This window comes from Dickeya fangzhongdai (genome assembly GCF_002812485.1).
GTDB classification, from domain to species: Bacteria; Pseudomonadota; Gammaproteobacteria; order Enterobacterales; family Enterobacteriaceae; genus Dickeya; species Dickeya fangzhongdai.
In genome coordinates this window covers 2238515-2262973 of the sequence record NZ_CP025003.1, presented here as the reverse complement: position 1 = coordinate 2262973, position 24459 = coordinate 2238515, and the positions used below count along the sequence as shown (strand labels likewise).

Here is a 24459-nt window from a genome sequence, read left to right as displayed (position 1 = left end):
TTTATGTGCACCCTATCACTCCCGCGTTCTGATTGCACCTGACTCGATTCAACACCGCAGGGCGGCACACATGTCGGCTTCTGTCAAACAGCAGGATGGTTTACCATGACGGCTTTGTGTTGTCCGTCACCGTTTTTACTGAAAGAACGATGATTTGCCCTTAAACTGGCGGGCCGTTCCGCATGGCGCTTGCGCTGGGCAAAACCGACGGTGACAAACACGCTTCGCGGCGGTATGACTGGTTTACCAGCGTTTGCCGTCGCCAGGCTGAACAGAGAGAAACCGTGCAAAATCAACACACCGAACCCACTTTTTTCATTCATGACTATGAGACCTTTGGTAAACATCCGGCCAAAGATCGCCCGGCTCAGTTCGCCGGCATCCGTACCGATTTGAATTTTAACGTGATTGGCGAGCCGGTAGTGATCTACTGCCAGCCAACCGACGATTATCTGCCCGACCCGGAAGCGGTGATGATTACCGGCATCACGCCACAGGTGGCGCAAAGCCGTGGGATACGCGAAGCGGAGTTCGCCCGCCATATCCATGAGGCGTTCAGCGAGCCGGGCACCTGCATCATGGGATACAACAACATTCGGTTTGATGACGAAGTCAGCCGGAATCTGTTTTATCGCAACTTCTACGACCCGTATGCCTACAGTTGGCAAAACGGCAACTCTCGCTGGGATTTACTGGACATGCTGCGGGCGTGCTATGCCTTGCGTCCGGATGGCATTATCTGGCCGGAAAACGACGACGGTTTTCCCAGCTTCAGGCTGGAACACCTGACGCACGCCAATGGCGTCGAACACACTCAGGCGCACGACGCCATGTCGGATGTGTATGCCACCATTGCCATGGCGCGCCTGCTCAAACAGTCGCAGCCGAAACTGTTCGACTATCTCTACGCGTTGCGTAACAAAAACAAGGTCAGCGCGTTAATCGATATTCCGCAAATGAAACCGCTGGTACACGTTTCCGGCATGTTTGGCGCCGCGCGCGGTAATACTAGCTGGATTGTGCCGCTGGCCTGGCATCCGGATAACCGCAATGCAGTCATCGTCTGCGATCTGGCGGGCGATATTCAGCCGTTGCTGGAGCTGAATGCGGATGAACTGCGCACCCGGCTTTATACCCGTCGTGCGCTGCTGGCGGAAGATGAATCGCCGGTGCCGATCAAACTGGTGCATATCAATAAATGCCCGGTTCTGGCGCCGGCCAGCACGTTGCGTCCGGAAGACGCAGAGCGGCTGGGCATTGACCGTCAGCACTGCCTGAACAATCTGCAACTGCTGCGTCAGCATGGCAGCGTACGGGAGAAAGTGGTGGCGCTATTTGCCGATGCCCCGCCGTTTGAAGCGTCGACGGATGTGGACCTGCAACTGTACGATGGCTTTTTCAGCGACGCCGATCGGGCTGCGATGGACATCATTCGTAAAACCGATTCCCAGCACCTTCCGGCCCTGAACCTTCAGTTTGCCGATCGCCGGGTGGAGGAATTGCTGTTCCGCTACCGGGCGCGCAATTTCCCCGGCACGCTTGATGAGCAGGAGCAGCAGCGCTGGCTGGCGCATCGTCGCGAGGTCTTTACCCCGGAGCGGTTACAGTCTTATTCGGATGTGCTGGAGAGTTTGTATCAGCAGTACGCGGATGACGAGAAAAAAACCGCGCTACTAAAAGCACTGGTTGCCTATGCCCAACGGCTGGTCGCCTGAAATGTGGCAACATCACACCGGGACAAGCATCATGCGCTTACTGCCGCGGTTACACCGGATTGCCCGTTGTTGCAGCTCTGGCATCGTCTTTTTTGCTGCTTTGTCGGCCATCATGTTACCGACGGCCAGTGCCGCGCCGTTTATTCAGCCCGCGTCCGCTCAGGTCCAGTTAGTCTCACCGTCCCAGCAGGTTGCAGAAAAGTCTTTTGCTATCACGCCCAGGGAATTGGTCACACGCATTAATGACAACCTGTTCCGCCTGCACTGCACTTTCAGGTTCACGATGGGCAACGATCCGCTTAGTAGCGAAGCCTCTTCCGGCACTTACTCACACATCAAACTCACCAGTGAAGTTTCTCAAGCCACCGGGAGAATCACTGTGCTGAAACTGATAGTGGCTGGCGATGGGACGCAGCAGTCTGGCATCGATAATCTTGCCGCGGTTGTCGCTGCCTATGGCGCATTGCTGGACGAAAAAGATGAAATCACGACCGTATCGCCGACCGTCAAGCAACTTCTGAACGCGAAAACGTCGCCCGCTATGCTGGTGCTAGACCATATCCGTTTTATTCGCGTATGGCAGGGTGGCACCAATTTGTTCGCCGCCGCTCCGCTATAAGCGCAGCATACAGATAAACGACACACATCCGGCGTATAAAGAAACAGGCTCCCGCGGGAGCCTGTCATCGTCAGTCAGCACATTACGCCAGATCTTCGTTGTACTGCGGTACCGGCTGTCTGAAACTGCGCGTCACGAACGTCAGATAGAGCAGACCAATCGCTGCCCATACCAGCCCCAGCGTCATTGAGGTGCTTTCCAGATTCAGCCACAGCGCGCCGACGGTCAACGCGCCCATGACCGGCAGAATCAGGTAGTTCACGGTGTCTTTCAGCGTCTTGTTGCGGCGTTCACGGATATAGAACTGAGAAATCACCGACAGGTTGACGAAGGTGAAAGCCACCAGCGCCCCGAAGTTGATCAACGCCGTCGCGGTAACCAGATCGAACGAGATGGCAGACAGCGCGATAACGCCGACCAGCAGTACGTTCAACGCCGGCGTCCGCCAGCGCGGATGTACATAACCGAAGAAGCGTTCCGGGAATACGCCGTCACGCCCCATCACATACATCAGACGGGACACGCCGGCATGCGCCGCCATACCGGACGCCAGTACGGTGACGCAGGAGAAAATCAGAATGCCGAACTGGAAGGCCTTACCCGCCACGTACAGCATGATTTCAGGCTGAGAGGCATCCGGATGTTGAAAACGTGAAATATCCGGGAAGTACAGTTGCAGGAAGTAGGACACCACCACGAAAATTACGCCGCCGAGCAACGCCGTCAGAAAAATGGCTTTCGGAATCACACGGCCTGCATCTTTGGTCTCTTCAGACAGCGAACTGATGCCGTCAAAACCAAGGAACGAAAAGCACAGGATCGTCGCGCCTGTGATCATCGGCACCACATGGGCGTTATCGGACCAGAACGGACGGCTGCTGGTCAGCGTACCCGCGCCCTCGCCATGCGCCACACCATAAATCACCATACCGGTGATGGCCACCATCACGGCGACCTGCAGCACGACGATCAGGCTATTGAAGTTGGCGACGGTTTTGATGCCGCGCAGGTTGGACAGCGTCATGAAGCCTACCAGCAACACCACAAAAATCCACGACGGAATACTGGGGATCAGGGTTTCAAAATAGATTTTCGCCAGCAGGATGTTGATCATCGGCATGAACAGATAATCCAGCAACGACGACCATCCCACCATGAAGCCGACAGTCGGACTAATCGCTTTCTGGGCATAGGTATAGGCCGACCCGGCGGACGGGAAACGACGAACCAGTTTGCCGTAGCTGAGTGCGGTAAACAGAATGGCAATCAGCGCAAACGCGTATGCGGTGGCGACGTGACCATCGGTCAGACCGGAAACGATACCGAAGGTATCAAACAGCGTCATCGGCTGCATGTAGGCCAGGCCCATCATCACGACAGGAACCAGGGTCAGAGTTTTACGCAGTTGTACGCGCGGCGTGGAAACAGTGGAATCAGTCATGACGCAGACCTCCTTTACCGACAGCGGCCTTATCGGCGCCACTCACCATCCATGATCCCGATATGAATGACGAAGACGCCGTGCGGCGGTGTTTCAGGTATCCAGAACGTCTGGAAGCGAACGGACGAGCGGTGTCGCCGTAGCCGAGGTGAGCAGCCGATACGCCGCCCGATGTCAGGCACGCCAGCATGGCGCCCTTGTCGCTGCGCTTGCAGCACCAGCCGGCGGGCACCGGCTCCAAAACAACTGATTGCCCCATTATGTCTCTCTATTAACTCTACGCAGCCCGTAGCATGCGTTTTACCGATATCTGTCCGGTGCCATCAACAGCGCCGGCCTCTTAATGAAATACAAAAAAATAACCGACGCGATAGGTATGCGTCGGTTTTTCAGGGCGCGTATTTTGCCCCAGTCGGCAATCAGAGACAAGACCTGTGAAGCCAATCGTGTACGACTTGCGCGGTCAATTCTGTCGCCGGCACGAATCAAACGGCTCAGCGAAGCCGTTTGCGTTTTTCGTTTTGATCCAGTTCAAGTTCGGTTATCACCTGCTGTAATCCCCGTTCTTGCGCGGCATTTAGCGTCGAAAACTTGAAGCTCAGACGCTCGATCTGCTTCACCTCGCCTTTACTGTCAACGACTTTGGTGGTGGCATGGTTGACAAAATGCAAGTCCAGACAGAATTGCCCGTAGCTGGCGAGATCCACATCAATGTTTTTCAGGAGCATGCCCGGTTCAAACAATTCAGCCATCGCTTTGTCGTCGGTGTACATAGACAGACCGCCCAGCGACAAATCCTTCAGGCTAAATTCGAAATGGGTGTTATCCGGCAGCTCTCCCCGACAGCTCATGGGCGGCCAGGCAGGTGAATTGATGCGGAAAAAATTACGGCGCTGGATATAGTACAGCACGTCGGGAACCGCCGCGCAGAAGGCGGGAAAACCGTCATGTTCGACCGTTCTGATGATCGTGGAACGAAATTCAACCTTGGCGCCAGCCGTTTCTGCCGCAAACTCCAGTTCACCCGCAAACAACGCCCGACTGTTTTCACGCTCTAGCGCGCCGAGGTCAAACAGAAACTCCTCTTCGTCTGAATCAACCTCAAGGATCTTGCTGATGAACTGACCGTGCGTGTGATACACCATTACTGTGGCGTCTTGCTTTTGCAGTCCGCGTAATGTGGCGCAAATAGCCATTTTATTGCGCCTGGCGTACTGCTCTTTCATATTGTTATCCACTACATCCATCCCCACCGTCAATTGAATGGTTAATGCGTCATTCAGTGTCCCAGAACCCCCAGGATACAGCATGGCACTAGTATCGACATTCATGCCATCAACTTTAGGGTTTTATCTGTTCATTCGCTTATGCACTGTACGCATGGAACATGCCGGCACACAGTAACGCCCCGCAGCGCGAGGCGAAAACTCATGAAAAGAATGGGGGGACTGCTTGCCAATAATAGACGAGGTTCAGACGCGGGGATAGTGAGAAAGCAGCCAGGTTAGCGCCAGCAGATCGGCGCTGCCGCCAGGGCTGATGTTACGTTCGACCAGCGCCTGATTCATCTCCTGCAGACCCCGTCGGGTCACACCGCCGGACAGCAATGCCCGCGCATGCGACTGTACGAACGCCAGCCCTTCCATTCCGCCACGGGAGACTACGTTGGTATCCGGATTGTGGGCCATTAATACCACCAGCGTCTGCAGCAAGGCCGATTCGTCGTCCTGCCCCTGGGCGCGAGCGCGCAGATAAGCGGGCAGCGCATGCTGACGAACGGTAGCAAAACCGCTGGCGGCTTCTCCCCGCGCACCGGTCAAGCCGTGACGCCGGAACAGATGTTCTCCAGCCGTCGCGGTGTGCTGGCTGTTCTCCAGCTCATTACGCACCAAATCGGCGCTCATCCGCGCGGCGCACTGGCACAGGCTGTCCTGCGTCAGTTGTAGCCGACGGCCCGCCAGCCAACCGGCTGCGCTGCACAGTAATCCAAAGGCGAAAATGCCGCCTTTGTGCGTATTCACGCCGCCCGTCGCAGCCAGCATCGCCTGTTCGGCGGCGATGCCGATAGGCCGCGCCTGCGGCAGGAGCTGGGTTATCGGCAACGCGCTATGCGCCATGCCTGCTTCGGTAAAACGTGAAAACCAGGGAGCCAGCGCGGCGATACTGGCCTGAAACAGCGGCACATCCATATCGCGATGAGCGCCGTTGTTATCCCGATCCACCAGACCGGGTTTTGGCGTCAGCATCACCTCAATGGTCAGGGCGTCAGCCACCTGCTGGTGAATCGTAGGTAGTGCCACCAGCGCGCCGGTGGCATCAGGAAATAGCGTTGTCAGTAACGGAGAGGAAACACTCGACTCAGTGTGCGTTAAACCAGGCATGGAGGATACCCTCGATTTTTTCAATCACGTCCGGTAACGCATGGCGGCGCGAACGCGCGCAGGCATGCGCCGATTCATCACAGAGTATACATCGACGACGATCATGCGCCAGTAACGTTCGGCTGATCGACCCTTCCTGCGGACAAAATACGTCAAAATCCCACAGCCGCCCCAACGGGTGCTGATCTTCCAGTGCAATGGCCGCCGCCTTAACGCTCAATGCATCCTTGGTGATGACCCAGAATGCCTCTGCGCCGGTATCCAGCCAGTGCAACTGTTGCTCCAGCGCTTCCCAGCCGCGCGCCAGGCACAAGTCATTGAACGCCGCGACCGCTTCCGTCATCGCCCGGCGATATAGCGGCGAATCTTTAACCGGACCCGGCGTCACCAGCGTCAGCGACACCAGCGTAGACTGGTGCCGCGCCAGCAATTGCTGCTGGCGGGCACAGCGGCGTTCCTTCGCCGCTAGCAGGCTTTCCAGTGAGACGGCGATCGTTGAGTCTATCGCAGCATCGCTCACTCGTTGTCCTCTTTAACCTGACGTACCACGTCAATCACGCTGCCGTCACGGTAGCGAATCACCCCGACGATGCGATCGTGGAATTCAATGGCTTTAGGTTCGCCCACCAGTTGAATCGCACGCTGGTACAGTTCTTCAATCGACATCACGCTCAGACCGGCGTTGATCAGGCGTTCCGCTACATCCGGACGCGCCGGGTTAACGGCGATGCCGTGGTCAGTCACCAACACGTCGATGGCGCTGCCCGGCGTCACGCAGGTCGTTACCTGACGGACTACCGTCGGAATACGGCTGCGAATCAACGGCGCGACCACGATAGTCAGGTTAGCCGCCGTCGCCACGTCGCAATGGCCGCCGGACGCGCCGCGCATGACACCGTCGGAACCGGTGATCACGTTGACGTTAAACTGGGTATCGATTTCCAGCGCGCTCAGAATCACCACGTCCAACTGGTCGCAGCAGGCGGCCTTGGAGCTGGGGTTGGCGTAGACATTGGTGGAGATTTCCACATGGTTGGGGTTCTTCGCCAGCGATGCCGCGGCGTTGGCGTCAAAGCACTGGGTGTCCAGCAGCTTTTCAATCAGTCCTTTTTCATGCAAGTCGACAATGCTGCCGGTGATGCCGCCGAGTGCGAAACTCGCCACCACGCCCTGCTTCTGCATGCGATCTTCCAGAAAACGGGTACAGGCGGTAGACGCTGCGCCGGAACCGGTCTGGATCGAAAAGCCCGGTTTGAAATAGCCGGAGTGTTCGATCACGTCTGCCGCGCTGCGGGCAATCAGCAGTTCACGCGGGTTGCTGGTGACGCGCGCCGCGCCTACGCTGATTTTCGCCGGGTCGCCGACTTCTTCCACCGGCACCACAAAGTCCACCTGATCCTGCACCAGACTGGCCGGCATGTTAGGGAACGGCACCAGACTTTCGGTCAGCAGCACTACTTTACCGGCGTACTGCGCATCGACCATCGCGTAGCCGAGCGAGCCGCAGCGGGATTTACCCGACGTGCCGTTGGCGTTGCCGAATTCGTCGCTGCTCGGCACCCCGAGGAATGCGACGTCAATCTTCAGCTCGCCGCTCTGCAGCAGATGCACGCGGCCGCCGTGAGAGTGAATCTGTACCGGCTCTTTCATCAGGCCGTGAGAGATGGCGTCCGCCAGCTTGCCGCGCATGCCGGAGGTGTAAATACGGGTAATCACGCCATTGCGGATATGCTCGATCAGCGGCGCGTTGCAGGTCATCAACGAACTGGAAGCCAGCGTCAGGTTTTTAAAACCCAGACGGGCCAGGGTGTCCACCACGTGGTTAATCACCTTGTCCCCTTCACGGAACGCGTGGTGGAACGAAATCGTCATGCCGTCCTGCAGCCCGCTTTTGCGAATGGCTTCTTCCAGATCGGCGCACAGCTTGCGCTGGTGTTTTTCGGTGACGTCATTCAGCCAGGGGGTACTGTGGTTGGCATTGACGAACGGTTGCAGATGGCTTTTTTCTGGATATTGCTTCTGCAGTGCTTCAATAAAGTTACTCATGATCCAATCCTGTCATTGCGAGGCCCGCTAGCGCGCTATCACGCCGCCAGCTGGCCAGTGCGGAAACTATTACAAACCAGACTCCATCCGGTTACCCGGCCTGCGTTTATTTGCGCACGCCGGAGGCCAGCGCACGCTCCACCACCCGGCGGGCGTGGTCGATAATCGGGCCGTCGATCATTTTTCCGTTCAGCGAAATTACCCCCAAACCAGCGCGTTCGCCGTCTTCCGCCGCCTTGATGACCAGATGAGCGTAGTCCACCTCATCCTGAGTCGGCGCGTAGGCGTTGTGCAGCAGTTCAATCTGGCGCGGGTTGATCAGCGATTTGCCGTTGAAGCCCAGTTTGCGGATCAGTTCCACTTCTTTCAGGAACCCTTCTTCGTCGTTGACGTTGGAGTACACCACGTCAAAGGCGTCGATACCGGCAGCGCGAGCGGCATGCAGCACCGCGCAGCGGGCATAGAACAACTCGGTGCCGTCGCCGCGTTCGGTTTGCATATCCATCACATAGTCGAACGCCGCCAGCGCGATGCCGATCATGCGCTCGGAGGAGCGGGCGATAGACACGGCATTGATCACCCCGACCGCGGACTCGATCGCCGCCATGATGCGGGTCGAACCGACTTCACGACCGCACTCTTTTTCGATGCGCGCCAGATGGTGTTCCAGCTCGGCGACATCGTCGGTAGAGTCGGTTTTCGGCAAACGGATGACATCCGCGCCGCCTCGCACAGACGCTTCCAGATCCTTAAGACCGAACGGAGTATTGAGCTGATTGATACGCACCACGGTTTCGATGCCCTGATACATCGGGTGCTGCAACGCATGGTGAACCAGCAGGCGCGCGGTATCTTTCTCACGCAGGGAAACGGCGTCCTCCAGGTCAAACATGATGGAGTCCGGTTTGTAGATGAAAGCGTTGGACAACATGGCGGCATTCGCGCCCGGCAGGAACAGCATACTACGGCGCAGTTTTTTCGGCTGAGTGGTGCTCATCACAGTTTCTCCCAGTCAATCTGATCAACATCGGCGGCACGCAGCACGGCGCTCTGCACCCGGGCACGAATTACGCAATCCAGCGCGCCCTTGTCTTCAACCACGATGGTGCCGGACTCTACGCCCAGCGTGCTCAGGGTGTCGTTCACCACCTGCTTGATCTGTGCGCCAAACTGTTTGATGACTTCACTGTTTATCACCACGGTCAACTGGCCTTCCGCCGGCGCCACCTTGACCAGCAAGTCGCTGGATTCAAAGGTGCCCGCCAGGGCCTCCTTGATAATTTTCATGTTGTTTACCTGCTTAATACATTAAAAACACGTTACGCACAGGCGAGTTCGCCATAGCGTTGTAAATGCGCAAACGTAGTCGCCGGGACGATCTCGCGGATATGTTCAAACTGACGCAGCTTCAGTAACCGGCGCACTTCAGAGGCGGAAATCGCCAGGCCGGAGTGTTCGCGAGTGCGTTCAATTTCCACCACTTCCAGCGCCGGCGCGGCAACCTGCCCGGCCTGCTCCAGCCAGTGGTGCATATCCTGGTTATAACGGTGCGTTACCGGGCAGAAGGGTTCTGTGCCGACAAAGCGCCGGGTAATACCGAGCGCCGGTGCGATGTACTGGCGAAAGATGATCAGATCCAGCGCCGCATGGGCCTGAGTAATCAGTTGCTCTTCTTTCAGGAAATAGCCCGGAAACGTGGCTTTGGAGATCATGTATTCCGACCCGGCGTGAACCGTCAGATTCGGGATGTGCGCCACCCCCTGACGTACCATGTCCAGCCGTTCGGTGAACGGGAAAAAGGACACATCTTCCCGCACCACGAAAATATGCAGCCAGTCACAGGCGCGGGCGGCTTGCTCCGCCAGATAACAATGCCCCAGCGTGAACGGGTTGGCGTTCATCACGATGGTGCCGATATCCCGACCCGGTTTGACCTGTGTCGCCAGGGACTGGCAATACTGTTTGATGCCGATAGGCGTATTTTCCATCAACACGGCCTTGTCTTCATAACAGGCCAGCGGGTAGAAACCGCAACCGCGGAAAACCGTGATATTGCAGGGGCGGGTGTAGAGAAACAGATGGAACTGGCCACGTTCGGCAGCGAACTGCACCACCTCGTTCACCACTTTCACCCCCAGGTTGAGGTCACGATAGCCGGGATCCACCGCCACACACTTGATGGTATTCGCGCACAACCCGGCACAGGCAACCAGTTGGCCGTTATGCCTGCCCACCACAAAAAACTCGATATCCTTGTCCATGCCCAACTGGCACATCCCGAGAAACTGACTGACTTCAGCCACTTCACGGGGTTGGACGCGAACATCCAGCGTGGAAAAAGTAAAACTCTCATCGGCGTACATAACGGTTATCCTGCTTTTTGCTGTACCACATAACTCGTGGGGTCGACGCCTCCGGCGAACCGGAGGCGATGCCTGTCAGTGCCCCACAGCGGCGGGTGCCGCTCGCGGGGTTTTCACCGGCTGAGCGACTTCACCAATGGTGTTGCGCAGGTGACCCACGTTTTCAATTTCCACTTCAATGCTGTCGCCCGGTTTCATGAACAGCGGCGGAGTACGTTTCTTACCGACGCCGCCAGGCGAACCGGTAATAATCACGTCACCGGCGCTCAGCGCGGTGAAGGTACTGATGTACTCAATCAGATCCGCCACTTTGTGAATCATGCTGGCGGTATTGTCGTCCTGTACCATGCGGCCGTTCAGGTAGGTACGGATGGCCAGCGCGTGCGGATCCGGAATTTCGTCACGGGTAGTGAGGTAAGGCCCGAACGCACCGGTTTTCTGCCAGTTCTTACCGGCGGTAAACCAGCTGTGCTGCCAGTCGCGGGCGGAACCGTCCATATAGCAGCTGTAACCGGCGACAAACGACAGCGCTTCGTCGCGGCTGATGTTCTGACCATCTTTACCGATGATGACCGCCAGCTCGCCTTCATAGTCGAACTCGCTGGAGTAGTGCGGCTTGAGCACCTGGGTGCCGTGGCCGGTCTGCGAGTCGGCGAAACGCACAAACAGCGTCGGCGCCGGGTTCTGTTCGTTGAACTCTTTACGTTTGTCGGCGTAGTTCATGCCGACGCACAGGATTTTGGACGGCGCCACAATCACCGGCAGGAAGGTCACGTCTGCCACGGCGACGTCCGGAGTCTCGCTCTGGAAAGCCGCAGCTTCCTGGAGCGCATCGCCAGCCAGCAACGCTTTCAGGTCCGAATAACGGTCGCCGAGCCGGCTTCCCAAATCAATCAGGCCCGCAGGCGTGTGGATCCCGTAGCTGTTTTTGCCGTGATGGCGGTAACTTGCAAGTTTCATAATCTTTCCTGTTTAAATAAGGCCGCTTGCTATCGCGGCGTTATTTGTTTTTGTCATACAACCGTCACACCAGGAACTTGCCAAGAACCAGCAAGGCCACGGAGACGTTGATTGCCCCACCAATACGGGTAGCAATCTGAGCGAATGGCATCAGCACCATACGGTTGCCGGCGGTGAGAATAGCCACGTCGCCGGTACCGCCCTGCCCGCTCTGGCAGCAGGAGATGATGGCAACATCAATCGGATGCATACCGATTTTCTTGCCGACGAAGAAACCGGTGGTAACCAGCGCTACCACGGTGGAAACAATCACCAGCAGGTTGGTAATGGTGAACGCGTGCACCAGTTCTTCCCACGGCGTGATCGCCACACCAACGGCGAACAGAATCGGATAGGTCACAGACGTCTGGAAGAATTTGTAAACCACCTGGGAGCCTTCCAGCAGACGCGGAGACGCACCATTGAGCAGTTTCACGATCACCGCGGCGAACAGCATGCCTACCGGGGCCGGCAGACCAATCAGCTTGTAGCCCAGCATACCGATCATGTACAGCAAGATAGCCAGCAGAGCGCCCGCAGCCAGATTGGCCGGGTCCATTTTGCCGCTCAGCGTGCTGGTGAGTGTGGCCGGAGCCTGTTCGGTGCCGTTTGCCTTGTTCGGCATCAGGTCGCCTTCACCGGTCAGGTGCGGATAACGTTTACCCAGTTGATTCAGTACACCGGCAAGAACGATAGCGGTCAGGCTGCCCAGCATGACGATTGGCAGGATACGGCCCAGCGCGACGCCCTGTTCCATGTGCAGCAGCGTGGCGTAACCGATAGAAAGCGGAATCGCCCCTTCACCCACGCCGCCAGCCATGATCGGCAGCACCAGGAAGAAGAAGATCTGGAACGGGTCCATCCCCAGCATAATGCCGACGCCCATACCGACAATCATGCCCACTATTTCACCGCACAGCATGGGGAAAAAAATACGCAGGAAGCCCTGAATCAGCGTCTGCCGGTTCATGCTCATGATGCTGCCGACGATAATGCAGCAGATATACAGATACAGAATGTTGGTGGATTTATAGAATTTGGTGGTGGAGTCTACAACTACCTGCGGCAGCAGGCCGTAATACACCAGCGCAGACGGAATAAAGGTGGCGCAGATAGCCGCCGCACCCATTTTGCCGATAAGCGGCAAACGCTTACCGAACTCACCACAGGCAAAACCGAAGAACGCCAGCGTGGCGACCATCACCACGATATCGCTGGGCAGTTTCCCTTCAAGGCAGTCCAGTGCAATCAATAGCCCGGCAAGGATAAACAGCGGCACTGGAATAACACCAATTTTATAGTTATCCAGAACATGCCACCATTTTTCTTTTAATGAAACCTTCCCAGAGGCCTCATCTTTTACAACGATATAAGAATCATCAGTGGTACTCATAACTTTCTCCCCTTGTTATTTTCCCGGGCATAGTAAGAGCTCAACACCAATTATTATGTGACAATCCTCAAATTAAAAAATGAGTTTTAATGGTGCTTATGGTTTTTATGGTTTTTATTAATTTTCGATTATAAATCAATAAAATAAAAGATCATCAAGCGAGGATTATTTTCGTGGTTTTTATGGTTTTTATGAAGCGAATGGCACCTATTCCGTCGATGGAATTATATGTTGAAAAAAAGTAATTAAAATGTCCTCTGTCCGTGACGCTTAATTTACGCTTTATTTAAAAATGCAGAAATAAGAATACTATTTTCACAATTTACGCGGAGCGCTTCACAAGACTATTTTTTATACCCTTTCTTGTACGCCTTTCATGATAAATTAGCCATCTTCGTTTCCGCGCTTTACCGGTGATTAGCACATTATGACTGTCAGGCTACCGTTCCATCTCAAGCTGTTCATCTACCTGATGATCTTTTTTTCTCTGCTGCTTATCACCGCGGGGCTTTACTATTACCGGGCGGTAGACCAGCAACTTTATGATGAACTGGGCAGCCGGGCGCAGATTCAGGCGCGTGAAATCGCGATTATTCCCTCACTGGTTGAGGCGGTAAAACACGGCGACACCGCCACCATCGACGACCTGGTCGACCAAATCAAAGCACGCAGCGACGCCAGCTTTATCGTTATCGGCGATCGCAACGCCACCCACCTTTATCACTCGGAAGAACCCTCGCTGCTCGGCACCGAAATGATCGGCGGCGATAACAAAGAGGTGCTGGAAGGGCAAAGCACCATCACGCTGCGCCGTGGCGCCATCGGTATTTCGCTGCGCAGTAAAGCGCCGATCATGGAAGGCGATCAGGTTATCGGCATTGTCTCGGTGGGGTATCTGAAAAAGCGCATCGACAACCTGACATTCAGTAAAGTCGCCCATGTCGGCCTGGCGATCGTCGCCATGCTGGTCGCCTTGTTCTTTTTCTCCTGGTGGTTTTCCCGTAACCTGAAAAAGCAGATGTTCGGGCTGGAGCCGCTGGAAATCCGGTTGCTGGTCAGGCAGCAAAAGGCGTTGCTGGAGTCCATTTATGAAGGCGTGATCGCCATCGACAAGCAGCGTAACATCGCGGTGATCAACCATGCGGCAAAAGATTTGCTTGGTCTGACCATGCCCTCATATCAGTTACGCGGTAAACCGATCGATGATGTCATCGCGCCGGTGCCGTTTTTCTCCAATAAAGACATCTGGGTCAACGATACCCATGATGAGATCTGCCGCTTCAACCAGATTACGGTTATCGCCAGCCGCGTACGCATTATGCTGGAGGACGAACTGCAAGGTTGGGTCATCAGTTTTCGCGACAAGAACGACCTCCACACCCTGAGCATGCAGCTCAGCCAGGTGAAACGCTACGCCAACAGCTTGCGCATTCTGCGGCACGAACAACTGAACTGGACCGCCACGCTGGCCGGGCTGTTGCATTTACGCCGTTATGATGAAGCCGTGCGTTACATTGAGGCGCAGTCCGAAGGGGCGCAGGTAGTGCTGGATTTTATCTCCAGCCGCTTTTGTTCCCCGGCGCTTTGCGGCCTGCTGCTGGGTAAATACGCCAGCGCCCGAGAAAAAGGCATCGAACTGCGTTTTGATCCGCGCTGCCAGCTCAGCGGCATCCCTGCGTCCCTCAGTGAAACAGAGTTGATGTCAATTATTGGGAATTTAATCGATAATGCAGTAGAAGCCACACTGGCCAGTACCCCGGCTTACCATCCTGTCGAAGTGTATATCCACGATGGTGAGCAGGAACTGGTCATTGAAGTCGCCGATCAAGGTACAGGGATTGACCCCGCCATTGCGGATCGGGTATTTGAAATGGGCGTCACCAGCAAACAGGAAGGCGATCACGGGCTGGGCCTGCATCTGGTTTCCAGCTATGTCAGCCAGGCACAGGGTGTGATCGAGGTTTCTGACAATTCGCCTCACGGCGCTATTTTTTCTATTTTCATTCCAAAAACCACCATATAACCAAAAACAGGGAATACGAGCACCATGCCGATTGCGAGCACCATGCCGACTGAACGAACCATTGAAAACTTCGACGTACTGATCGTTGAAGATGAAAGAAAGCTGGCAAATATCCACGCGGAATTTATCGAAAAGAATTTCGCGCTGCGGGTGGTGGGCACTGCGTCAACCCTGAACGAAGCCAAACGCATGCTGCAACAGTACAAACCCCGTCTGATGCTGCTGGATAACTACCTGCCGGACGGCGAAGGCGTTCAGCTGATCGAAAGCGACCTGATGCGCAGCATCAACTGTTCGGTGATTTTCATCACCGCCGCCAGCGACATGAACACCTGCGCGCAAGCCATTCGGTGCGGCGCCTTTGATTACATCATCAAGCCGGTGTCCTATCCGCGGCTGCGCTCATCGCTGGAGCGCTTTATCCAGTTCGTCAAAACCCAGCATACCTACAAGGTCGTCGATCAGCAGAACGTGGACGTGCTTTATCAGTTGCAGGCGTCTACCATACCTAACGGGCCGGGCAGCAAAGGCATCGAAGAAAACACCCTTAGTCTGATCAAACAGATCTTTCAGGACGATCCACAAGCCCTGTTCTCCGTGGATGAAGTGGTGGAAAAAACCGGATTAAGCAAAACCACCGCCCGGCGTTATCTGGAGTTCGGGCTTGAAAACCATTTTCTGGATGTAGAAATGCGCTACGGCAAGATTGGCCACCCCCGGCGCCTCTACCGCAAAAAACACCTGGACTGACACGCGCGTTCGAGCGCCCTTTCCTGCCCGCCATACCGACCGCCTCTTGTCGGTATGGCGTTCCCCCTCACCAGCCGCCTCTTCACGGTATGTGTTCACGGTATGAAAGCCCCTGTGATACCAGCATGCCAGGGGTGTGCGGTGGCTCGGTAAGCGGCAGAATGGCGCGTTTCCAGCCGGCCGTCGATTTCAGTCAACAGACCTAACGTACTTAGGCATTTCGCCAGATAAACAGCCTCACGTCACAAAAAACTATCAAGCAGCGCAAGTACAACTAAATCTCTATACTGCAGGCACCGATAACACACTGACCGGACGTCGCAAAAACGTGGCTTATGCACCACCGACGTTCACAGCACCAGACCAATAACAACACTCAGGTAATTTATTTCAAGGAGTACGGCAATGGGGTTCAGCAGCACGATAAAAAATACCAAAATTTCTCACAAACTCTACCTGGGATTCGGCGTAGTGTTATTGCTGGTGGTAATGGCTTCCTCACTCAGCGCGATACGCTTTCGCGACATTCGCGATATCTACGAAAAAACCAATCTGATTTACAACATCAACATTGAAGTCTTCCAGGCCAAAATCAACCGCCTGAAATATTTCTATACTCCGGACGACAGCACGCAAACCGTTCTGACCGGCTTCGTCAAACACGCCGCCGACCTGACCCAAAGCGCCCACACGCTCTCCTGGCACAGCGACGAACTCGGTTACATCAATGATCTGGATAAGATCATGGTGGATTTCCAGAAATCGGTCGCAGATATGTCAGCCGCCACGCAACAGGTGGTCGCGCTGAGAAAGCAGATCGCCACGCTGAATGCGCAGGATGCCGTCAAAAGTTTTCGCGACGGCCTGCAAAATCAGCAACTGGACACCGCGTTGTACCAGCGCGTGGATGAATTGGCTTACGCCACCGCGTCGCTGAAGAACCTCTCGTATGAATTGCAGCTTACCGGCACTGACGATGCCGCCAAGGCGTTTAGCAGCCGCTATGTCGAGGTGCAGAAGGCTTATCAGGCTCTGCTGCCGACGCTCTCCGGCGAAACGCAGAAACTGGTGGAAGATCTCTGGAAATACACCGGGCAATACGCCTCGCAGAATCAGGACTATTCCCGTGCCTGGAGCGATCTGAAAAAAGCGGAAAATGCCGTGAAAACCGGCGGGGATAAAAGCAGCGCGGTGATCAAATCTCTGATCACGACGGTGAAAAACCAGAACGATGCGCTGGCGTACGGTTCAGCCAACATTACACTGCTGATCGGGTTGATCGCGGTGATCATCGGTATCCTGATTGCCGTCTATATCATTCGCCAGATCACCCGCCCGGTAATGCATAACCTGATGCTGGCGGAACGCATCGCCAGCGGCGACCTGACCGCCACTATCAACGTCGATCGCCACGATGAACTGGGCAAGCTGACCGCCGCGATGGCCGCCATGAACGACCGTCTGCGTCAGATGATTTCCGATGTCCGCGACAGCGTTGGTCATGTCACCCATTCTGCCGCCGACATTGCCGCCGGCAATAGCGATCTCGCCTCCCGAACCGAACAGCAATCCGCCGCCGTGGTGCAAACCGCCGCCAGCATGGAAGAACTGACGTCAACGGTGAAGAACAACACGGAAAACGCCCGTCATGCCAGCCAGATTGCTTCCGACGCATCCCAAAATGCGCATAAAGGCGGCGAAGTGGTGCAAAACGTGGTGAAAACTATGGATGATATCGCCGCCAGCTCGAGGAAAATCGCCGATATCACCGCGGTCATCAATAGCATCGCTTTCCAGACCAACATTCTGGCGCTGAACGCCGCCGTGGAAGCCGCTCGCGCCGGCGAACAAGGACGTGGTTTTGCCGTGGTGGCCGGCGAGGTGCGCAGCCTTTCCCAGCGTAGCTCTCAGGCCGCCAAAGATATCGCCGCCCTGATTGCCGAATCCGTGGAAAGAACCAATGCCGGCAGTACGCTGGTAGCGGAAGCGGGACAAACCATGGAGAGCATCGTCAACTCGGTATCCCGCGTTAACGATATTATGGGCGAGATTTCCTCCGCCTCGGAAGAGCAAAGCCGCGGTATCGAACAGATCTCCCGCGCCATAACCGAACTGGACAGCACCACGCAGCAAAACGCCGCGCTGGTTTCGCAGTCATCCTCTGCCGCCAATGCGCTGGAAGAACAGGCGATGCTGTTGGAAAAACTGGTCGCCACGTTCCGGTTGTCCGAATCCCCGGCGACGTCACCGCGCCCTGCTGCGCTAAATAACCCGCGCCGCCCGCTGCAGGCTCTGCCCGCCGCCGGTAAGGCATCGGCGAAACCGGCCGCTAAAAATCATCAGGACGACTGGGCTTCCTTTTGAGCGCGCTGACTTGTGGTCGCGTTGACTTGATAGTTCAGACGTTATCCTGACAAACGGCCCGCTTCTGGCGGGCCGTTTCTTTTTGATACACACGAAAACCAGAGATGGCGGACGGATGTTAATGAGGAAACCGCCGCCACCCGGCCTAAAACACCATCGTCATCGGGTCCGGGTGCTGATACTCAAACCCCAGTTCGCTGCAGATCCGTTGCCCGTCAATCAATCGGGCCTGCGCGGGGTCGCCCGGCAGAAACTGTGGCGGCTCCATCCCCATCTGGCGCGCCTGCGCCGGATAGAAATCCTGTTTAGCCGGATGCGCCGGCGCGCACAGGTTGTAGAGATGCCCGCCATGCGGACGCTGCAGCAACAGCGTAATCGCGCCGATCACGTCCTCCAGATGGACCAGATTCACGCCGTGACTGCCATCCGGTAGATCGCGCCGTCCGGCAAGAAAGCGCCCCGGATGGCGATTGCTCCCCACCAGCCCGGCCAGCCGCAAAATATCCACCTCGGTATGAGGCAACGCGTGCAGCCACTGCTCCAGCGCCAGTAAGACCTTGCCCGTACCGGTTTCCGGCTGCAACGGACTGTTTTCTTTCACCCGGCCGCTGAGCGGTCCGTAGACCGAAATGGAACTGGTGTACATAATGCGCGGCACCCCCAGCGCCAGCGCGCTGTTTACCACCTGCTGCACCGCCTGCAGATAAGCGCCGCCAGCCCGCTCAAGGCGCCCCGGCGGCAGAGTGATAATCAGCGTGTCCACGTTCAGCAGTATGTCCAGTTCGTCCGGTTCGCACTCCAGCTCCGGCGTCAGGCACAGGCGATAGCACTCCACACCGGACAGCCGCGCCGCCGTCACGCCATCATCGGTGCTCTTGCTGCCCACCACCCGATACCCCCGGCTCTGTAAGGCCAACGCCAGCGGCATACCCAGCCAGCCCAGTCCGATTATCGCTACCTTTTTCATCGTCGTTCTCCTGCCCTTCCGGCGTTTCTGTTTCCGGATGCCTATTCCGCGCTTTTCATTATGTACCCTTATCGCCCATCTGGCGGCAATGTGATTTGCACGCACGATAATTTGTACACAATATGATTTGTACACTGTGGGGTAAAAAAATGTTGCGCTACCACATCAACATGGTTTAGGTTAACCAACAGACAACATCACTCTACTTTGACGACAAAGAGACGAATTCATGTTACGCGTTAAATTCAACCACCATCATCACCATCACCCTGACTAGTCTTTCAGGCGATAGGTGCTGGAAGACACTCAGATCTTCCAGTGGCGGTAAACGCGTAAGAAAAGCCCCCGGAAGATCGATTCCGGGGGCTTTTTTTTTTGGGCCGGAATTTTTTAAAAAAGCCTGCTTAACAGGCATCACAGACAGGATAAATTGAGGTTCACATGCTGGATAAAACACGTTTACGTATCGCGATGCAGAAATCAGGCCGCCTGAGCGACGACTCCCGGGAACTGCTGGCCCGCTGCGGCATTAAAATCAATCTGCACCAGCAGCGCCTGATCGCGTTTGCCGAAAACATGCCTATCGATATTCTGCGCGTACGCGATGACGATATTCCGGGGCTGGTCATGGATGGCGTGGTGGATTTGGGCATCATCGGCGAAAACGTGCTGGAAGAAGAGTTGCTCAACCGTCGCGCACAGGGCGAAGACCCGCGCTACTTCACGCTGCGCCGTCTGGATTTCGGCGGTTGCCGCCTGTCGCTGGCGATGCCGCTCGACGAGGAATACACCGGTCCGCAATGTCTGCACAACAAACGTATCGCTACCTCCTACCCGCACCTGCTCAAACAGTACCTCGATAAGCAAGGCGTCAATTTCAAATCCTGTCTGCTCAATGGCTCGGTAGAAGTGGCGCCGCGCGCCGGCCTGGCTGACGCCATCTGCGATTTGGTTTCCACCGGCGCGACGCTGGAAGCCAACGGCCTGCGGGAAGTCGAGGTGATTTACCGCTCCAAAGCCTGCCTGATTCAGCGCGACGGCGAGATGCCGGCCGAGAAACAACAGCTTATCGACAAACTGTTGACCCGTATGCAGGGCGTGATTCAGGCGCGTGAATCCAAGTACATTATGCTGCACGCGCCCAGCGAGCGTCTGGACGAAGTCATCGCGCTGTTGCCGGGCGCCGAACGCCCCACCATTCTGCCGCTGGCCGGCGATCAGAATCGCGTCGCCATGCACATGGTCAGCAGCGAAACCCTGTTTTGGGAAACCATGGAAAAACTGAAAGTGCTGGGCGCCAGCTCTATTCTGGTGTTGCCGATTGAGAAGATGATGGAGTAACGCCATGAGCAACCGCTTCAACACCCTGATTGACTGGCAGACCTGCACCGAAGAGGAGCAGCGCCGGTTGCTGACCCGCCCGGCCATCTCCGCTTCCGATCGCATCAGCGCGATTGTCGGCGAGATTCTGGCCAAGGTGCGTGATGACGGCGATGCCGCGCTGCGTGAGTACAGCGCCCGCTTTGACAAGGTGCAGGTCGACAGCCTGCGCGTATCCGCCGAAGCGATTGACGCCGCCGTTGCACGACTGGGCGACGACATCAAACAGGCGATGGCGACCGCCGTTCGTAACATCGAAACCTTCCACAACGCGCAGAAACTGCCGTCGATCAATGTGGAAACCCAACCGGGCGTGCGGTGCCAGCAGGTAACCCGGCCGATCGCCAGCGTCGGTCTGTATATTCCGGGCGGCTCCGCTCCGCTGCTGTCCACGGTATTGATGTTGGCGACTCCGGCGCGCATCGCCGGCTGCCGGCGCGTGATTCTGTGTTCGCCGCCGCCGATCGCCGACGAGATCCTGTATGCGGCAAAACTGTGCGGCGTACAGGAAGTATTCCAACTGGGCGGCGCGCAGGCGATTGCCGCGATGGCGTTCGGCACCGACAGCGTGCCGAAGGTGGACAAGATTTTCGGCCCCGGCAATGCCTATGTGACGGAAGCCAAGCGTCAGATTAGCCAGTTGCTTGACGGTGCAGCCATCGACATGCCGGCCGGTCCGTCCGAAGTGCTGGTGATTGCCGACAGCGGCGCCACGCCGGATTTTGTCGCCTCCGACCTGCTGTCGCAGGCGGAGCACGGCCCGGATTCGCAGGTCATCCTGCTGACGCCGGATGCCGGCATGGCGCAGGCGGTAATCGACGCGGTGGAACGCCAGTTGGCAACGCTGTCCCGCGCGGACATCGCCCGTCAGGCGCTGGCCAGCAGCCGGGTGATCGTGGCGCGCGATCTGGACCAGTGCATCGACATCAGCAATCAATACGGCCCGGAGCACCTGATTATCCAGACCCGTAATGCCGAAACGCTTGTCGAGCGCATCACCAGCGCCGGGTCGGTATTTTTGGGTGACTGGTCACCGGAATCTGCCGGCGACTATGCCTCCGGCACCAACCACGTGCTGCCGACCTACGGCTACACCGCCACCTACTCCAGTCTGGGACTGGCGGATTTCCAGAAACGCATGACGGTACAACAGCTGTCGCCGCAAGGTTTGCTGGGGCTGGCGTCAACCATTGAAATCATGGCGCAAGCCGAACAGCTGACCGCCCACAAAAACGCCGTTACCCTGCGCGTCAACGCCCTCAAGGAGCAAGCATGAGTATTGAGAATCTGGCTCGCGACAACGTCCGCCGCCTGACCCCGTATCAATCCGCGCGCCGTCTGGGCGGTAATGGCGATGTCTGGTTGAACGCCAACGAATACCCGCAAGCGCCGCAGTACCAACTGACCTTGCAGACGCTGAACCGTTACCCGGAATGCCAGCCCGTGCAGGTGATTGAACGCTATGCCGCCTATGCCGGGGTGAAACCGGAGCAGGTGCTGGCGAGCCGCGGCGCGGACGAAGGCATCGAACTGCTGATCCGCGCGTTCTGCGAACCGGGCAAAGACGCCATTCTGTTCTGCCCGCCGACCTACGGCATGTACGCCGTCAGCGCCGAAACCTTCGGCGTGGAGCGCCGTGTCGTGCCGTCGACCGTCGACTGGCAACTGGACCTGGCCGCTATCGAAGGCGCGCTGGATAACGTCAAAGTAATTTATGTCTGTTCGCCCAACAACCCGACCGGCAACCTGATCAACCCGGAGGATCTGCGTCGCCTGCTGGAATTGGCGCGCGGTCGGGCCATCGTCGCCATCGACGAAGCCTATATCGAGTTTTGCCCGCAGGCGAGCACGGTCGGCTGGCTGGCGGAATACCCGCATCAGGTGGTGTTGCGCACGATGTCCAAAGCGTTCGCCCTTGCCGGCCTGCGTTGCGGTTTCACCCTCGCCAGCGCCGAGGTGATTCAACTGCTGCTCAAAGTGATCGCCCCCTACCCGCTGGCGCTGCCGGTAGCGGATATCGCCGCGCAGGCGCTGAGCGAGGCCGGGCTGGCTGACATGCGCCGCAATGTGGCCGAGGTGAGCGAAAACCGCCGCTGGCTGAGTGAATCGCTGAAAACCCTGCCGAACGTAGAAACGGTATACGCCAGCGAAAGCAACTACCTGCTGGTGCGCTTCGCCGATTCGCCAACCGTCTTCAAAACTTTGTGGGATCAGGGCATTATTTTACGCGATCAGAACAAACAGCCGGGGCTGGCGGGTTGTCTGCGCATTACCATCGGCAACCGCTACGAGTGCGAGCGCGTCATCAGCGCATTGCAGGCGTTGTCCGGCAAAACGGCATAATTTGAGGAATCACCGTGGGATTAAAGTATCTTTTCATCGACCGTGACGGCACGCTGATTGCCGAGCCGCCCGAGGACTTTCAGGTAGACCGACTGGATAAGCTGGCGCTGGAGCCGGATGTCATTCCGTCGCTGCTTTCCCTGCAAAAGGCCGGTTTCAAACTGGTGATGATCACCAATCAGGACGGCCTGGGCACCAGCAGTTTCCCGCAGGAGGATTTCGATCCGCCGCACAATCTGATGATACAGATTTTCACCTCGCAGGGCGTGCGTTTCGAGCGAGTGCTGATTTGCCCGCACTTCCCCGGCGACAACTGCGACTGCCGCAAACCGAAAACCGCGCTGGTGGACGCTTTCCTGAAAGACAACGTGATGGACAGCGCCAACAGCTACGTGATTGGCGACCGCGAAACCGACGTCCAGCTGGCGCAGAACATGGGCATCACCGGCCTGCGTTACCAGCGCGACGGCCTTAACTGGCAGGCAATTACCACCCAGTTGACCAAACGCGACCGTCATGCCCACGTCAACCGCGTCACCCGAGAAACCGCCATTGACGTTAACGTCTGGCTGGACCGCGAAGGCGGCAGCAAGATCCATACCGGCGTCGGTTTTTTCGACCACATGCTGGATCAGATTGCCACCCACGGCGGTTTTCGCATGAATATCGACGTAAAAGGCGATCTGTACATCGACGACCACCACACGGTGGAAGACACCGGTCTGGCGCTGGGCGAAGCGCTGAATAGCGCGCTGGGCGACAAACGCGGCATCGGCCGTTTCGGCTTTGTGCTGCCGATGGATGAATGTCTGGCGCGCTGCGCGCTCGATATCTCCGGCCGCCCGCATCTGGAATACAAGGCGGAGTTCAGCTATCAGCGTGTCGGCGATCTCAGTACCGAAATGGTGGAACACTTCTTCCGTTCCCTCTCCTACGCGATGGGTTGCACGCTGCACCTGAAAACCAAGGGCCGCAACGATCATCACCGTGTCGAAAGCCTGTTCAAGGTCTTTGGCCGCGCGCTGCGTCAGGCCATCCGGGTGGAAGGCGACACCTTGCCCAGCTCCAAAGGAGTGCTGTGATGAATGTGGTGATTCTGGATACCGGGTGCGCCAACCTGTCTTCCGTGATGTACGCGGTCAAGCGGCTGGGGTATGACCCGCAGGTCAGCCGCGAACCGGAGGTGGTGCTGCGCGCCGATAAACTGTTTCTGCCGGGCGTCGGTACCGCGCAGGCGGCGATGGAGCAACTGGCCGAACGTCAGTTGATCGGCCTGGTTAAAGCCTGTACCCAGCCGGTGCTGGGCATTTGTCTCGGCATGCAGTTGCTGGGCAGCCGTAGCGACGAGAATAACGGCGTGGATACGCTGGGTCTCATCGATACGCCGGTGGTGCCGATGGTCGATCGCGGCCTGCCCTTGCCGCACATGGGCTGGAATCAGGTGACGCCGCAGGCCGGTCACCGCCTGTTCCGCGATATTCCGGACGGCTCGTACTTCTACTTTGTGCATAGCTACGCCATGCCGGTTTGCGCCAGTACCATTGCCCAGTCCCACTATGGCGATGCCTTTACCGCCGCGGTGCAGAAGGATAACTTCTATGGCGTCCAGTTCCATCCGGAACGCTCCGGCGCGGCGGGTGCCCAGCTACTGAAGAATTTTCTGGAGATGTAAACG

At 56.9% G+C, this 24459-nt stretch carries 23 protein-coding genes and 1 other annotated feature; of the genes, 11 read left to right on the top strand and 12 right to left on the bottom strand.

Annotated elements, in window-relative coordinates; translation table 11 throughout:
* The first annotated feature begins 284 nt into the window (after positions 1-284).
* Together sbcB and CVE23_RS10215 are read left to right on the top strand one after the other, a co-directional pair.
* The gene (sbcB, locus tag CVE23_RS10220) at positions 285-1715 is read left to right on the top strand and encodes an exodeoxyribonuclease I (protein WP_038920949.1); all 1431 of its coding nucleotides are present in this window, start codon (positions 285-287) and stop codon (positions 1713-1715) included.
* A 31-nt stretch (positions 1716-1746) separates the two neighbouring features.
* Complete coding sequence (locus CVE23_RS10215; RefSeq protein WP_145958418.1) at positions 1747-2334, top strand: hypothetical protein; 588 nt, start codon at positions 1747-1749, stop codon at positions 2332-2334.
* Positions 2335-2416: 82 nt separating this feature from the next.
* On the opposite strand, the gene CVE23_RS10210 is transcribed toward CVE23_RS10215, so the two are convergent.
* From CVE23_RS10210 to CVE23_RS10160, 11 genes are all read right to left on the bottom strand, one after another.
* On the bottom strand, positions 2417-3775 hold the full coding sequence (locus CVE23_RS10210; RefSeq protein WP_038659232.1) for an APC family permease: 1359 nt from the start codon (positions 3773-3775) through the stop codon (positions 2417-2419).
* Complete coding sequence (locus CVE23_RS10205; protein WP_100849466.1) at positions 3768-4034, bottom strand: hypothetical protein; 267 nt, start codon at positions 4032-4034, stop codon at positions 3768-3770. The genes CVE23_RS10210 and CVE23_RS10205 overlap by 8 nt, the downstream gene beginning before the upstream one ends.
* Before the next feature lie 235 nt (positions 4035-4269).
* Complete coding sequence (locus tag CVE23_RS10200) at positions 4270-5022, bottom strand: flagellar brake protein (protein WP_038918885.1); 753 nt, start codon at positions 5020-5022, stop codon at positions 4270-4272.
* 225 nt (positions 5023-5247) lie between these two features.
* Positions 5248-6156 (bottom strand): triphosphoribosyl-dephospho-CoA synthase CitG, encoded by a 909-nt coding sequence (citG, locus tag CVE23_RS10195; RefSeq protein WP_100849465.1) that lies wholly within the window; start codon positions 6154-6156, stop codon positions 5248-5250.
* Positions 6134-6676, bottom strand: coding sequence for a citrate lyase holo-[acyl-carrier protein] synthase (citX, locus tag CVE23_RS10190; protein WP_174213742.1), 543 nt, complete (start codon positions 6674-6676; stop codon positions 6134-6136). Before citX ends, citG begins: the two co-directional genes overlap by 23 nt.
* Positions 6673-8202 (bottom strand): citrate lyase subunit alpha, encoded by a 1530-nt coding sequence (gene citF / locus CVE23_RS10185; RefSeq protein WP_038659240.1) that lies wholly within the window; start codon positions 8200-8202, stop codon positions 6673-6675. The genes citX and citF overlap by 4 nt, the downstream gene beginning before the upstream one ends.
* 106 nt (positions 8203-8308) lie before the next feature.
* Positions 8309-9199 (bottom strand): citrate (pro-3S)-lyase subunit beta, encoded by an 891-nt coding sequence (citE, locus tag CVE23_RS10180; protein WP_038918883.1) that lies wholly within the window; start codon positions 9197-9199, stop codon positions 8309-8311.
* The gene (citD, locus tag CVE23_RS10175) at positions 9199-9489 is read right to left on the bottom strand and encodes a citrate lyase acyl carrier protein (protein WP_033568418.1); all 291 of its coding nucleotides are present in this window, start codon (positions 9487-9489) and stop codon (positions 9199-9201) included. Before citD ends, citE begins: the two co-directional genes overlap by 1 nt.
* A gap of 32 nt (positions 9490-9521) precedes the next feature.
* Positions 9522-10565 (bottom strand): [citrate (pro-3S)-lyase] ligase, encoded by a 1044-nt coding sequence (gene citC, locus CVE23_RS10170; RefSeq protein WP_100849464.1) that lies wholly within the window; start codon positions 10563-10565, stop codon positions 9522-9524.
* 75 nt (positions 10566-10640) lie between these two features.
* Positions 10641-11525 carry a fumarylacetoacetate hydrolase family protein gene (locus CVE23_RS10165; protein ID WP_100849463.1) on the bottom strand — a complete coding sequence of 295 codons (885 nt, stop codon included), beginning with the start codon at positions 11523-11525 and terminating at the stop codon, positions 10641-10643.
* A gap of 64 nt (positions 11526-11589) precedes the next feature.
* Complete coding sequence (locus tag CVE23_RS10160; protein ID WP_038659253.1) at positions 11590-12957, bottom strand: 2-hydroxycarboxylate transporter family protein; 1368 nt, start codon at positions 12955-12957, stop codon at positions 11590-11592.
* Positions 12958-13384: 427 nt separating this feature from the next.
* On the opposite strand from CVE23_RS10160, the gene CVE23_RS10155 reads away from it, so the two are divergent.
* The 3 genes from CVE23_RS10155 (at position 13385) to CVE23_RS10145 (ending at position 18094) form a co-directional block, all read left to right on the top strand.
* Complete coding sequence (locus CVE23_RS10155) at positions 13385-14980, top strand: ATP-binding protein (protein ID WP_038918882.1); 1596 nt, start codon at positions 13385-13387, stop codon at positions 14978-14980.
* 24 nt (positions 14981-15004) lie between these two features.
* The gene (locus CVE23_RS10150; RefSeq protein ID WP_100849462.1) at positions 15005-15730 is read left to right on the top strand and encodes a response regulator; all 726 of its coding nucleotides are present in this window, start codon (positions 15005-15007) and stop codon (positions 15728-15730) included.
* A gap of 405 nt (positions 15731-16135) precedes the next feature.
* Positions 16136-18094: a methyl-accepting chemotaxis protein gene (locus tag CVE23_RS10145; protein WP_100849461.1), complete on the top strand. Its 1959-nt coding sequence runs from the start codon at positions 16136-16138 to the stop codon at positions 18092-18094.
* A gap of 145 nt (positions 18095-18239) precedes the next feature.
* On the opposite strand, the gene CVE23_RS10140 is transcribed toward CVE23_RS10145, so the two are convergent.
* Positions 18240-19061, bottom strand: a complete 822-nt coding sequence (locus CVE23_RS10140) for an SDR family oxidoreductase (protein WP_038659265.1) — start codon at positions 19059-19061, stop codon at positions 18240-18242.
* Positions 19062-19290: 229 nt separating this feature from the next.
* Between CVE23_RS10140 and hisL the strand changes: the two genes are divergently transcribed.
* The 6 genes from hisL to hisH all read left to right on the top strand — a co-directional run bounded on the left by hisL (position 19291) and on the right by hisH (position 24456).
* Positions 19291-19338 carry a his operon leader peptide gene (hisL, locus tag CVE23_RS22730; RefSeq protein ID WP_107760798.1) on the top strand — a complete coding sequence of 16 codons (48 nt, stop codon included), beginning with the start codon at positions 19291-19293 and terminating at the stop codon, positions 19336-19338.
* Positions 19314-19436: a sequence feature (His leader region), on the top strand. It overlaps the preceding gene by 25 nt.
* A gap of 66 nt (positions 19437-19502) precedes the next feature.
* Positions 19503-20402 (top strand): ATP phosphoribosyltransferase, encoded by a 900-nt coding sequence (hisG, locus tag CVE23_RS10135; protein ID WP_038659269.1) that lies wholly within the window; start codon positions 19503-19505, stop codon positions 20400-20402.
* Positions 20403-20406: 4 nt separating this feature from the next.
* A complete protein-coding gene (hisD, locus tag CVE23_RS10130; protein ID WP_100849460.1) occupies positions 20407-21717 on the top strand; it encodes a histidinol dehydrogenase in 1311 nt (436 codons plus the stop codon).
* Positions 21714-22784: a histidinol-phosphate transaminase gene (gene hisC / locus CVE23_RS10125; protein ID WP_100849459.1), complete on the top strand. Its 1071-nt coding sequence runs from the start codon at positions 21714-21716 to the stop codon at positions 22782-22784. Before hisD ends, hisC begins: the two co-directional genes overlap by 4 nt.
* A gap of 14 nt (positions 22785-22798) precedes the next feature.
* Positions 22799-23866 carry a bifunctional histidinol-phosphatase/imidazoleglycerol-phosphate dehydratase HisB gene (gene hisB / locus CVE23_RS10120; protein ID WP_100849458.1) on the top strand — a complete coding sequence of 356 codons (1068 nt, stop codon included), beginning with the start codon at positions 22799-22801 and terminating at the stop codon, positions 23864-23866.
* Positions 23866-24456: an imidazole glycerol phosphate synthase subunit HisH gene (hisH, locus tag CVE23_RS10115; protein ID WP_100849457.1), complete on the top strand. Its 591-nt coding sequence runs from the start codon at positions 23866-23868 to the stop codon at positions 24454-24456. Before hisB ends, hisH begins: the two co-directional genes overlap by 1 nt.
* The last annotated feature ends 3 nt before the right edge of the window (positions 24457-24459 follow it).

Coding starts and splice junctions, on each gene's coding strand:
- citD (WP_033568418.1), bottom strand. CDS start 9,489: ATGAAAATTATCAAGGAGGCCCTGGCGGGCACCTTTGAATCCAGCGAC.
- citC (WP_100849464.1), bottom strand. CDS start 10,565: ATGTACGCCGATGAGAGTTTTACTTTTTCCACGCTGGATGTTCGCGTC.
- hisC (WP_100849459.1), top strand. CDS start 21,714: ATGAGTATTGAGAATCTGGCTCGCGACAACGTCCGCCGCCTGACCCCG.
- CVE23_RS10200 (WP_038918885.1), bottom strand. CDS start 5,022: ATGGATGTAGTGGATAACAATATGAAAGAGCAGTACGCCAGGCGCAAT.
- citF (WP_038659240.1), bottom strand. CDS start 8,202: ATGAGTAACTTTATTGAAGCACTGCAGAAGCAATATCCAGAAAAAAGC.
- hisH (WP_100849457.1), top strand. CDS start 23,866: ATGAATGTGGTGATTCTGGATACCGGGTGCGCCAACCTGTCTTCCGTG.
- citG (WP_100849465.1), bottom strand. CDS start 6,156: ATGCCTGGTTTAACGCACACTGAGTCGAGTGTTTCCTCTCCGTTACTG.
- CVE23_RS10140 (WP_038659265.1), bottom strand. CDS start 19,061: ATGAAAAAGGTAGCGATAATCGGACTGGGCTGGCTGGGTATGCCGCTG.
- citE (WP_038918883.1), bottom strand. CDS start 9,199: ATGAGCACCACTCAGCCGAAAAAACTGCGCCGTAGTATGCTGTTCCTG.
- CVE23_RS10155 (WP_038918882.1), top strand. CDS start 13,385: ATGACTGTCAGGCTACCGTTCCATCTCAAGCTGTTCATCTACCTGATG.
- CVE23_RS10150 (WP_100849462.1), top strand. CDS start 15,005: ATGCCGATTGCGAGCACCATGCCGACTGAACGAACCATTGAAAACTTC.
- CVE23_RS10160 (WP_038659253.1), bottom strand. CDS start 12,957: ATGAGTACCACTGATGATTCTTATATCGTTGTAAAAGATGAGGCCTCT.
- CVE23_RS10165 (WP_100849463.1), bottom strand. CDS start 11,525: ATGAAACTTGCAAGTTACCGCCATCACGGCAAAAACAGCTACGGGATC.
- CVE23_RS10145 (WP_100849461.1), top strand. CDS start 16,136: ATGGGGTTCAGCAGCACGATAAAAAATACCAAAATTTCTCACAAACTC.
- hisD (WP_100849460.1), top strand. CDS start 20,407: ATGAGCAACCGCTTCAACACCCTGATTGACTGGCAGACCTGCACCGAA.
- CVE23_RS10215 (WP_145958418.1), top strand. CDS start 1,747: ATGCGCTTACTGCCGCGGTTACACCGGATTGCCCGTTGTTGCAGCTCT.
- CVE23_RS10210 (WP_038659232.1), bottom strand. CDS start 3,775: ATGACTGATTCCACTGTTTCCACGCCGCGCGTACAACTGCGTAAAACT.
- hisG (WP_038659269.1), top strand. CDS start 19,503: ATGCTGGATAAAACACGTTTACGTATCGCGATGCAGAAATCAGGCCGC.
- CVE23_RS10205 (WP_100849466.1), bottom strand. CDS start 4,034: ATGGGGCAATCAGTTGTTTTGGAGCCGGTGCCCGCCGGCTGGTGCTGC.